The organism is Crocinitomicaceae bacterium (genome assembly GCA_016708105.1).
Classification (GTDB): domain Bacteria; phylum Bacteroidota; class Bacteroidia; order Flavobacteriales_D; family Crocinitomicaceae; genus JADJGJ01.
Map to the genome: position 1 here is coordinate 1162298 of JADJGJ010000001.1, position 12309 is coordinate 1174606.

Below are 12309 nucleotides of genomic sequence, written 5' to 3' on the forward strand. Positions count from 1 at the left end.
AATTGCTGCACGGTTTTAATCAAGAACGCTTGAGAATAATATAAAAAACTATGAAAATGAAAAAATTGTTTTTTGGCCTCGCGGCTTTTTTCGTTGGATCTGCCTTTGCGCAAACCACAGTTATCATGGATGCCTCCTCAGACGGAACAACTGTCAATGCTTGTCTTGGTGGACTTTTTGATTCGGGTGGTGCCGGGCCTATTACCCCATACTCGGACAATGAAAGTTACACCGTAACTATTTGCCCTGATGTACCGGGAGATTTTGTGACACTTTATTGGGTGGTCTTTCAGTTAGACGGCACTGATAACATTCCTGGTCCTGGTTCAGATGCTGATAACATGACAATTTATGACGGACCAAATACCAGTGCAGGTACGCTTGGAACCTATGGAACAACTGATTTGGATGGTTTGATGGTTTCAGCTTCCATTCTCAATCCATCAGGTTGTCTTACCATTGTTTTTAATTCTAATGCTAACGGTGTTGGAAATTTTAATGCATCCATTTCTTGTGAGACACCTTGTGATAATCCTATTGTGCAAGGTATCATCCAAAATGCTGACAACGTAGCCGGTGATTCAATTGCCGTTTGTGTTGGTGAAGTAATTGATTTTATGGATACCGGTTCACAAGCCGGAGCAGGCTTTAATCTGGTGCAATGGACTTGGGATTTTATGGATGGAACACTTGACTCATTGAGTGGTACCTCTGCTTCTCACTCATTCAGCACTCCGGGTGAATATTTAGTTCAGTTGTATGTTGAAGATGACAACGGTTGCAGTAATAATAACTTGTTGTCTTTGCAGGTACTTGTTGCTACTCCGCCTTCATTTATTCCTTTTCCCGGTGATACCACAATTTGTTTGGGAGAGTCCGTATCATTAGTTGCACAACCTGATCAATATGAAGTTGAATGGACAGGTTTCCCTGGCGGAGTTTGGGATTCTGATCACTGTGTGCCGGATGATGTTGGTATTCTTAATGTGTTGCCAATGACCATGACCGGATTTGCATCAGGAGAAATTATTGATCAAATCAGTGATATCGTTTCAATTTGTGTTGATATTGAACACAGTTTCATGGGAGATTTTGTTTTACAAATTGAATGTCCAACCGGTCAAATCATGACATTACACCAACAAGGTGGCGGTGGAACAAATCTTGGTGTCCCTAGTTATACAGGTCCGGTTTGTGATAATATGCCTGATAATATTGGTACACCTTGGAACTATTGTTTTACACCAAGTGCAACCACAACTTGGATTGCTGCTACCCCCGTAGCAGGTGCACTTCCGGTTGGTAATTATGCTCCTATTGATCCATTTACAGATTTGTTTGGTTGTCCATTAAATGGCGTATGGAATTTATTGTTCACTGACTTATGGGGAGGTGATGATGGATATCTGCCGGGATTCCAAATTAATTTAGATCCACCATTGTATCCTGCAATTACTCAATTCACCCCACAAATTGGTTTGGGACCTGATTCATCTTATTGGGATCTCACTTCACCTCATATTATCAGCAGTACACCGGATGCTGATCAAATCACCGTGCAACCTTCTATTGACGGAACATTCCAGTACACTTATTATTGCGTCAACAATTTTGGATGTACCTATGATTCAACTGTGAATGTGACAGTGACTCCTAATCCACCTGCAATTGCCGGATTGGATACTGCCATTTGCAACGGTACACCTGTAACACTTGGTGCACCAACAGCCATGTGCGCAAATGATGCCGGTAACTTTACCTATTGTTATGGTAACAACGTTTATCAAACATGGACTTATTGCCCAGATACTCCTGGTGATGGATTAACTTTCATGTCTATTTCATTCAACGCCGGAACAACAGAAACTTGGTTTGATTACGTAACCATTTATGATGGTATGAATACAGCTGCTCCTGTAATTGCAGGACCAATGGATGGTAACCTTGCAGGGCTTAGTTGGCAAGCAACAAATCCAACTGGTTGTATTACTATGTTATTTACTTCAGATGGTTCTGTTTCATGTACATCGGGTTCAACCGTGATGTGGAACTGGGATGTCAGCTGTGGTGGCGGCGGACCAGCTCTAGTTTATTCATGGACACCTAATAATGGTTCATTAGATGATGTGACAATTCCAAATCCATCTGTTATCAATTTAACCGGAACAACTACGTATACACTTACAGTTTATCCTGTTGGACATCCGCTTTGTTTTACTACAGATGATGTGTTAGTTTCAATAGGTGGCGGATTAGATGCAGGAACAGATAGTTCTGCTACTTTCTGTTTTGAAGGTGCACCTGAAGATTTGTTCAACTATTTAGGAGGCACACCACAAACCGGAGGCACTTGGTATGATCCGACTGGGAATGTGGTTGCAATGCCTATCACCCCGGCAACTGCGGCTGCAGGTCTCTATGAATATCGCGTGGATAGCGCCGGATGTTTTGCATCTGCATTCATTGATGTAACTATTTTTACCTTACAAGGTGCCACACTTGTTGTTGACTCAGATTGTCAGGCATGTAACGGATCAGTTGAGCTGTCATCAGCAAATGGAGTTGCACCGTTGCAATACAGTAATGATGGTGGAACAACATGGCAAGCCGGTAATATTTTTGGATCATTGTGTGGAGCTGCTGCCCCTGGTGTAAATTATTCTTTCGTGATTATGGATGATCAAGGTTGTCAGGTCACCGTGAGTGATGATGTGTTGGATATCAATATTCCTACATTAGATCCTCCGGCGTTTACAGATGCAACTTGTTATACCGTGTGCGATGGTACAATAACTCTTACAGGAACAAACCTTGTCAATTATCAGATTACAAGTAGTGGTGGCACTGTGACTAACAATGGAACAGGGCTATTCACCGGTTTATGTGATGACACCTATACGATTGATGTTGACAACGGTTTTGGTTGTTCGATTTCATCTACTGTTACCATTGATGAGCCAACTCCACTTCAAATTACTTCACTCACACCTGACTTTACAATTTGCGCAGGTGAATCAGCAACCCTTGATGCATCTGCTACCGGTGGTAATGGTGTTTATACGTATACTTGGACAACCGGTGCAACAACGCTGGGCACAGGTACACCATTTACATTTAACCCAAATTCAACTACCAATGTTTGTGTAACGGTAACTGAGAATTGTCCTTCGCCGAGTGTGCAGCAATGTATGAATGTGAATATTTCACCGGCTGTTTTCCCCATGATGACTTCTGATGTGGTGAGTGGATGTTATCCGCTAGTGGTGAATTTTACAAATCTAACCGGAGGTTCAATTGCAACAACGCTTTGGGAATTTTCTGACGGAAGCAGTTTAAGTGTTGCAGGTACATCACCTATAGTTCATAGCTTTAATTCACCCGGTATGTTTGATGTCAGCATGACTGTGACAACAACAGATGGATGCGTTTTTGATACTACGTTTACGAATTATATTGAGACGTTTGATTATCCGAATGCAATGTTTACCTATGCTCCAATTCCGGCTACTATATTTGAGACTGAAATCACATTCAATGACTATTCTTCTGATGATGTAACACAATGGTATTGGGAATTTGGAAACGGTGTTTTACCTCCGGTTTCTAATGAACAAAATCCGGTAGTGCTATATCCTGAAGGGGTGCCTGGTGATTATCCACTTATTCTTTATGTCTACAACGACAATGGTTGTGTTGATTCTGTGACCGGTGTTGTAAGCATTGTGAATGAAGTTGTCATTTTTGCTCCAAATATATTTACCCCGGATGGAGATGAATTCAATGAAACTTGGAGAGTGTATATTTCAGGTATTGACATTTATGATTTCCATCTCACCATGTACAATCGTTGGGGTGAAATTGTTTGGGAATCATATAATCCTGATGGAAGCTGGAATGGTAAATATGGCAGCCAAGGCTTAGTTCAAGACGGTACCTATGTATGGGTAATTGAAGCCAAAGACACCTATAATGATAAAAAATACGAATTCAGAGGACACGTGACAGTACTCAAATAATTCATTAGTTTTAATAACCATTTTAAAGAAGGGAGATTTATTGGTCTCCCTTCTTTATTTTTGCAGATATTTTTTTTCTCATGGGAATAAACATTGGCAACCGAATCAGTACTGAAGATCATGGTGATTATACCACCGTAATTATTGAACCACTTAAATTAAAATGGAAGTTATGGTTTCTCACAGCCTGGACGATAGCGTTCACTTTTGTTGGGTTTTATATGATCTTTCTATTAACAGGAGGAATATATTCGCTTGAAGTGGTGAGTGATCAGGTGGAAGATGTACGTGATCAACAACTAATTTATCTCATTGTCTTTTTAGGATTTTGGTTCTATTTTGAATATAAGGTGGTGAAGTCAGTATTGTGGTATTATTTTGGGAAAGAATTTATTAAACTGGATTCTGATTCGCTTTGGCATAAGCGCGCCATACTAGGTTACGGCAAGGCGCATCAATATTTTTATGCCAATATCAAAAATCTGAGACAATATGAAAATGATGCAACAGCTTTTGGTAATTTTTTTGAAAATGCCTACTGGAGTTTAGGTACGGATGAAATTTTGTTCAACTATTTTGCAAAACAAAAATCTTTAGGCAGACGATTGGATGAAAAATCAGCCAAACTATTTATTCGTTTTCTTGAAGATAAAATTAGAACCCTGCGCAAGAAAAAAAATTGAGCCAATGGCTTGTTGAATCTTGCCTGATAAATTGCAGAGTTAGTTTGAAAAATGAAATACCGTACCGCTTACTCTGCGTGTTAATTCTCCATTGATCATTTCTTCGCGAACTAAATTTTTAGCTTCAGCTGATTCAAAAACTTCCTGTACTGATTTGATGATAGCTGCCGGAATAAAATGTGCGTGCGCATAATCCATAATCGTATCGGTTGACCTCTGATTGATTTTATCCTTCAAAATAGAAAACAATTTTTGACGATGTAATACTCGCTGCTGATTATCGCAAAATTGCTTATCTGTAACTAGGTTCTTCAAATCAAGAAATTCACAAAGATTTTCAAATTGCTTATGAGTGCCAATTGCAAAGGTGATCAGTTGGTTGTCGCTGGTAGTAAATATTTCTCCATAGGGAGCGATGTTGGGATGCAAACTTCCGATAGGTTGAGGATTATGTTTTGCCATCAGCCAATTAGAAGCCTGATTAGCTAATGAGGCAATGGCACTTTCATAAAGTGATACGCTCACTTTTGTGCCTTTTCCGTTTTGTTGTCTTTGAAGCAATGCAAGCAATAACCCCTCTTTTAATTGGTGCCCTGCCAACAGATCAATTAAGGCAACCGGCATTTTAACAGGGCCCGAATCCGGTGTGCCGTTCATGGCCATGAAACCTGATTCAGCCTGAAGAATTAAGTCGTACGCAACCCGATCACTGCTTTCACCAAATCCGGTTATAGAGCCATAAATCAAGGTAGGATTTGATTTTTTTAATGTTTCATAATCTAATCCGTATCGTGTGTCATCTCCTTTTTTAAAGTTTACAATCACAATGTCAGCTGATGCAATTTCATTTTTAATCTGAGTCAATTCTTTTTGATCTGACAAATCAATCATCAGATAATTTTTTTTATAATTCACTGAAGAGAAATAGGCAGATATATTGCTGTCTTTAGATTCATTAGAAAGTTTCCATGATCGTGTCACATCACCGCCGGTTTTTTTGTTTTCAATTTTTAAAACATGTGCACCACATTCAGCAAAAAACATTCCGACAGACGGCCCGGCTAACACACCTGCCAGCTCAATCACTTTTAAATTTTTAAGAGTATCTGGTATCATGTGGCTAAGTTATGTTTCTTTTAATTACAAAAATCAGCCAATTGATTGTAAAAAAAATGTGTCGTCAGAAAAATGAATATAAAATTGTTAAACATATTTTTGAGATAGTTGCATTAGAACAATTATAAGCTAACTAAAAGCATTTCAATAAGTAAGCTGTGGTAACTTCTGAACCGTTTTATTCGTAAATTTGTAGACAATAGCATCTAGCTGATATGATATCCTGAGAATAGGAAAAAGAACCTAGTTCTATGATCAGATAGCACACGCAGAAAGCAAATATTTGAGAAATGAAAAATTCAAGAGGTCTAACCACAGAAGAAAAAGCATTGCTTGTCAATTTGACAAATGATATATACGGTGCATTTGCTGAGATAGGTGCAGGGCAAGAGGTAGCAGCAAATTTTTTCAAGGCCGGCGGATCATCAGGTACTATTGCATACACTCGCTCAGCGTATGACATGAAAGTGAGTGATAGCTTTTACGGAAAATGTAAACGTTATGTATGTGAAGATAGGTTAATGCAAATGCTTTCAACTGAGTACGACACACTCAGTGAAACACTGCCTGAAAAAAAGCAAACCAACCGTTTTTTTGTATTTGCCAATACCGTTGAATCTCTCAACTACCATAAAACAAATCAGGGACAGGGATGGATTGGTATGAAATTTCAAATGAAAGTTGGTGTTGAGCCAAGTGAAATTGTATTGCACGTTAAATTGCATGATACCAACAATAAAAGACAACAAGAAGCATTAGGAATTTTAGGTGTTAACCTGATTCATGCAGCCTACTTTGATCAGGATAACATTGATGCCTTTCTTGCTGCGTTAACATATCGTTTGCCACGTGAGCGTGTTGAAATTGATATGTTGCGCGTTTTAGGGCCAGATTTTGCACACATTGATAATCGGGTGATTGCTTTAAATCTTGTGAAAAACGGCTTAACGGACGCAACCATGTTTGATCAAAGCAGGGCAGTTTTACAACCTAGTGAGGCATTATATAAACGCAACGTATTGCTAATGCGTGGTCGTTTCAGACCAATGACAAAAGTTCATGTGGATATGATTGAAAAAGGCATGCAGCAATATTTACATGAGCCCGATGTTGAACCTGAAAATACCTGCATGCTTCTTGAATTGACTTTAAAAGATTTGACCGCCGACGGCAAAATTTCAGAAAAAGATTTTATTGATAGAGCTGAGTTGCTAGGCTCAATGGGCTATACCGTGATGATTTCAAATTATCTCAAACATTATAAAATGATTGAGTATCTATCATCTATTACCAAGGGTTGCAAAATTGGTGTATTGTTGGGTGTGTATAATCTTCAAACAATTTTTGATGAGAAATATTATAATACACTCAACGGTGGTTTGCTTGAAGCCTTTGGACGTGGATTTGGTCATAATATCAAAATGTTTGTTTACCCGGCAATGAGTATTAGCGGTGATGGTTTTTATGGAGTCAATAATTTTGACTTACCTGATCACCTCAAAGGGCTATTTGATTATATGCTCAAAACAAATAAGGTAGAAGAAGTAAAAAATTATAATCCTGATTTACTCCATATTCTTTCAGATGATGTGTTGAAAAAAATTCAAGACGGCGTTTCATCATGGGAAGATGACGTGCCCGATAGTGTTTCAAAAGCAATTAAATTTTTCACCTTGTTTGGGTATAATGAAGAGAATTTTAAGGTTGAACAAACCAATAAAAAGAGAGAGAAATCAAACGTATAGCTGAAATCAATTCAGGGTGTTAACCAATAACCCGTTTTCATATTTTTCCATCAGAATAGTGGAACCGTCTCTGTTGTAATAGACGGTATATCCATGCAAGAACCCACTTTTGTAATAACTTTCCATGTAAAGTTGTGATGAGTTTTCATAGAATTTTTCACAGCGTCCGGTAAATGGTACCTGGTTCAATTTATATACACCAATGCCTTGAACATTTTTTACATCCAAGTCAGAACAGTTACAGGTCAACGTAGTTTCTGCATTTCCGGTTAAGCGTGCAACTCCGTTTTCATAAGTCTCTTCAAGCAATACTTCTCCGCTTTTGTCATAATAAATCACTTTACCGTGTAGCTTACCTTGCAGCAGATTTTTTTCAAGATAGATGACATCTGAATTCTCATAATTTTTAGTGCAGATACCTGTGAATGCCTGGCCGCTTTTGGTATGCATGCCGGTGCTATCAATATTCAGTTCATCACATGAACAGGTTTCAATTGAAACTTCGTTTACCTCTGCCGGTTGGTTGGGTTGATTCTCAGTAGAGGTTTCACTGCCGCAGGCACCGAGTAGCAGAACAGAACAACAAATGGTAATGACTAAATTTTGCATAGTAGAAGTTTAGTTTGTGAGTATGTCAATGATTCGCAGATAACGCTTGAGGTATCCTTTATTATCATTTAATCTTGTAATTGTTACGCCAAAGTGATTTTTTGAAGACGAACTATGTATGAAGTATAATATTCCGTTATCATTTTGATATACAATGCCGGCATGGCCAACTCTTCTCACGCTCGCATCGGTTCCGGTAAATAAAATAATATCACCGGGTTGAGCGCATTCTTGTTCAATATGATTGCTCAAATTTTCATAACCTGAACTAGCTCTTGATGCTTTGATGCCAAAGTGATTAAAAACGTAGTAAACAAAACCGGTACAGTCAAAACCCTTTGGTGAAGTGCCCGCATAAAGGTAAGGTGTGCCCAAATAATCTGAAGCAAAACAAACAATTGAGTCTCTCTGTGTCATTAAAGAGTCAGCAGAGGCAAAGGCCTGAAGGGTGAGACCCGTAAAGAAAATAACGATTACCCTTTTCATTATCACAAAAATAATATGTTTTTATAACTTTAGTCCGCTTAAAAAGTAACACATGTCAATAATAAAAAATGCACAACTCAGATACAGGGTCATTGATCGTTGTCTGAGAAATACAGCCAAACCATTTCCTACCAAAGAACAATTGAGAAAAGCTTGTGAAGAAGCTTTGTATGGTTCAACAGGTGGCTCTGATATTTGTGATTCAACCATTGAGAAGGATATGTTTGCGATGCGTGAAGAGTTTGATGCACCAATCAAGTACAGTAAATTGGAAAAAGGATACTATTATGAAGATTCTGATTACAGTGTTGATAAAATTCCTTTGAATGAAGATGATATAGACGCAATACGGTTTGCGGCAAAAACGCTGATGCAATTCAAAGACATGGCATTATTTAAAAATTTTGGATTTGCCATCAATAAAATATTTGACCGCGTTCACATTTCAAATAATCCGCTTGATTCTGCCGTTGACAAATTTGTTCAGTTTGAAACATCCGCTGAACCTGTAGGCTCCTTTATGTTACCTGATTTATTGAAAGCCATTAAAGAAAAACGAATGACTGCGTTTAGCTACGGATCTTATTCAAGTGAAAAACCTAAACCCAGAAAAGTTTTACCTCTTTTACTGAAGGAGTACCGAAATCGTTGGTACCTCATTTCATTTGCGCCTGACAAAAATAAAATCATCACGTTTGGCCTTGATCGTATGCATGATCTCAAATTATCCAAAGAGCATCATTATAAACCTGTTGATTTTGACCCTGACAATTACTTCAAACATGCAATGGGTATTACTTCCAATGAAAATGAACCTGAAGAAATTCATTTTAAAGTAGATAAAATTGGCGCAAAATATCTTGAATCTCAGCCTTTGCATAATAGCCAGAAACTGGTGAAAGAAGGCGCCAACAGAAATACCTACGAACTTCGTGTTATCTTATCTGAAGAGCTGAAAAGAACCCTACTTTCTTTCGGAGATCAACTGGAGGTGGTAAAACCTAAAACGTTAAGAACCGAAATTCAACAGATGGTTTTCAACATGGCTCAGCAGTATCGTGGATAAACAGTGTTTTTTCTGCACATGAAATTCTTATCTTTACCCAAACTATAGTTCACAAAAAATTTAAAACCATGAAAAAATCTTTACTCACCTTTTTAGGAGCAGGACTGATACTTTCGCTGCAAGCTCAAATCAGTGAAGGCGGAATTCCGGCATCCTTTGGAAAAACATTGGTGAATGAAACCAATCCTTATGATGCATCATACCAGGTGCACTCACTGTTGGCGCCTGACATGAATGCAATTAATCAGGAAGATGCAGAAAACGATAGCAAGGGTAAACCATACCGCGTTGCCGTGAATATTCCCGTTTCATATTCCATGAGCAATAGTGGAACATGGACACATCTCTCTAACGGAGATAAAGTGTGGAGAATGGGTATTAGAATTCCTGGCGCAACGGGGCTTAGTTTATATTTCTCTTCTCCGGTAGAAATTCCGGTTGGAGGAAAACTCCACGCGTACAATGAAAAACATTCCCAATATGTTGGTGCCTACACATCAAATACTCCGGTTTTTCAATCCATGGAAATTATTCAGGGTGAATTTTTAACCCTTGAATATTATATGCCTGCAGGCAGCACTGAATTGCCGGTGATTGAAATCAGCAAAGTGGCATATTACTACAGAGGTTTTGAAGCGCGTCTGGCTGTTTTTGAAACAGGGGATGAAATCATGGAAGATCGTACACACGGTTCATGTGAGGTAGATGCGGTATGTTCTGAATCTACAGGACACGTTGATCAGCGTTCATCTGCGGTACATTATTCATTTGAAGTTGGCGCTTCAACTTATGTTTGTTCAGCTGCGGTTGTCAATAATACTGATCAGGATTGCACACCATATATTCTCACTGCTAACCATTGCGGTGAGCCTGATGCAAATGCTGATATCGTGGGACACGTATGGTATTTTAATTATCAACGACCAACATGTACACCCGGCAATACATCATCCTATTCAGGCGCATTATCAGAAACTATGTCTGGTGGTACTTTCAGAGCATCATCTTCATTAGGAACTCATCCTGCTTCAACCGGAAGTCAGGTTGATGGTGCTGACTTTGCACTGATTGAATTGAACTCATCTATTCCTAGTGGATATGATGCCTATTTTTCAGGTTGGAGCCGTTCAACAACAGGCGCAACATCAGGTATTTGTTATCACCACCCTGCAGGAGATGAGAAAAAGATTTCTACCTATACCTCTTCATTGTCATCATCAACTTATAACGGAGGCTGGGCTAATGCGCATTGGCAAGTAACTTGGGCGGCAACAACAAATGGACATGGAGTTACTGAAGGCGGTTCATCCGGTTCACCAATCTATGATCAAAACAACCGCATTGTTGGTCATCTTTCAGGTGGTTCATCGTATTGTTCTACCCCAACTTCACCAGACTTGTATGGAAAATTCAACAAAGCTTGGGACACAGATGGTACAACCAACGCATCACAACTTGAACCTTGGTTAGACCCGTCAGGTTCAGGGGTAATGACCTTAGACGGAACCTGGGCACCTTGTGCTCCGGTTGCTCCAACAGCACAATTTACTGCAAGCGCAACCAATGTTTCGCCGGGAACTACAGTGACATTTACTGATCAGTCTACCGGTTCTCCTACTTCATGGGCATGGGTTGTCTCTCCTGCTTCAGGTTGGGCTTATGCGGGTGGAACTAACTCCACTTCTCAAAATCCTCAAATCACTTTCAATACTATTGGTAGTTACACAATCACCCTCACAGCTACCAACACACAGGGAAGTGATTCAGAAGTTAAATCAAATTACATTGTGGTTGCAGCTACAACCGGACCATGTACTTCTACTTCAACTCAATCATGCACAGCAAGTGATGAATTTATTTCTATAGTTGAATTCAATACCATTAACAACAATACCGGTTGTGGTAACTATTCAGATTATACCGGAACATCAACTAATGTTACCAAAGGACAATCATATACATTAACTATCACGCCTGCGGTAGGAACAACAGATAATACTGCCTACACAGATGATGAAATTGCTGCATGGATTGACTGGAACGGAGATGATGATTTTAATGATGCTAATGAAGACGTAGCCTACGTGCTTGTAGCAGCAGGTTGGAGTAATACGTTTACTGTAAATGTACCAACAGGTGCTGTTACCGGTTCGGTGACCATGCGTGTGAAAATTTCATACAACCCTGATGATGGTGATATTGATCCATGTACTTCAACTACCTGGGGAGAAACTGAAGATTACACGGTAAACATTCAGGCATCCTCTTCATCTGAAATTTCTGAAAGTTCACTTAATGCAATTTCTGTTTATCCAAATCCAACTAACGGAATGTTAACAATCAATCTGACTAATGTTCAGGCTGATGTGCAATCTGTTGAGTTACGTGATGTAACCGGTCGTATCATTGCATCTACTCAAACTATCAATGGAAACGTAGTGTTTGATTTGTCAAATGAAACTGCAGGTATCTATTTTGTAACTGTGAAAACTACTTCAGGTACCGTTACACGTAAAATTGTACGCATGTAAACGTTAAATTGAAATTTACAAAAGCCCCTCTGTCATTAGATAGAGGGGCTTTTTTTA

General features: G+C 39.1%; 8 protein-coding genes. 5 read left to right on the plus strand and 3 right to left on the minus strand.

Translation table 11 applies throughout. From position 1 onward, the window contains the following. The first annotated feature begins 56 nt into the window (after positions 1 to 56). Together IPH66_04965 and IPH66_04970 are read left to right on the plus strand one after the other, a co-directional pair. Entirely contained in the window at positions 57 to 4016 is a 3960-nt protein-coding gene (locus IPH66_04965) for a PKD domain-containing protein (protein ID MBK7128703.1), read from the plus strand. 80 nt (positions 4017 to 4096) lie between these two features. After that, a complete protein-coding gene (locus IPH66_04970) occupies positions 4097 to 4699 on the plus strand; it encodes a hypothetical protein (protein MBK7128704.1) in 603 nt (200 codons plus the stop codon). A gap of 39 nt (positions 4700 to 4738) precedes the next feature. Here the strand turns inward: IPH66_04970 and IPH66_04975 are convergent, their stop codons facing one another. Further along, a complete protein-coding gene (locus tag IPH66_04975) occupies positions 4739 to 5815 on the minus strand; it encodes a CoA transferase (protein MBK7128705.1) in 1077 nt (358 codons plus the stop codon). Positions 5816 to 6105: 290 nt separating this feature from the next. Between IPH66_04975 and IPH66_04980 the strand changes: the two genes are divergently transcribed. Further along, complete coding sequence (locus IPH66_04980) at positions 6106 to 7560, plus strand: TonB-dependent receptor (GenBank protein MBK7128706.1); 1455 nt, start codon at positions 6106 to 6108, stop codon at positions 7558 to 7560. Positions 7561 to 7566: 6 nt separating this feature from the next. On the opposite strand, the gene IPH66_04985 is transcribed toward IPH66_04980, so the two are convergent. After that, on the minus strand, positions 7567 to 8169 hold the full coding sequence (locus IPH66_04985; protein MBK7128707.1) for a hypothetical protein: 603 nt from the start codon (positions 8167 to 8169) through the stop codon (positions 7567 to 7569). Between the two features lie 9 nt (positions 8170 to 8178). Continuing rightward, on the minus strand, positions 8179 to 8655 hold the full coding sequence (locus IPH66_04990) for a C40 family peptidase (protein ID MBK7128708.1): 477 nt from the start codon (positions 8653 to 8655) through the stop codon (positions 8179 to 8181). A gap of 52 nt (positions 8656 to 8707) precedes the next feature. Between IPH66_04990 and IPH66_04995 the strand changes: the two genes are divergently transcribed. Both IPH66_04995 and IPH66_05000 read left to right on the plus strand, forming a co-directional pair. After that, positions 8708 to 9721, plus strand: coding sequence for a WYL domain-containing protein (locus IPH66_04995; GenBank protein MBK7128709.1), 1014 nt, complete (start codon positions 8708 to 8710; stop codon positions 9719 to 9721). A 68-nt stretch (positions 9722 to 9789) separates the two neighbouring features. Next, positions 9790 to 12252, plus strand: a complete 2463-nt coding sequence (locus tag IPH66_05000) for a T9SS type A sorting domain-containing protein (GenBank protein ID MBK7128710.1) — start codon at positions 9790 to 9792, stop codon at positions 12250 to 12252. The last annotated feature ends 57 nt before the right edge of the window (positions 12253 to 12309 follow it).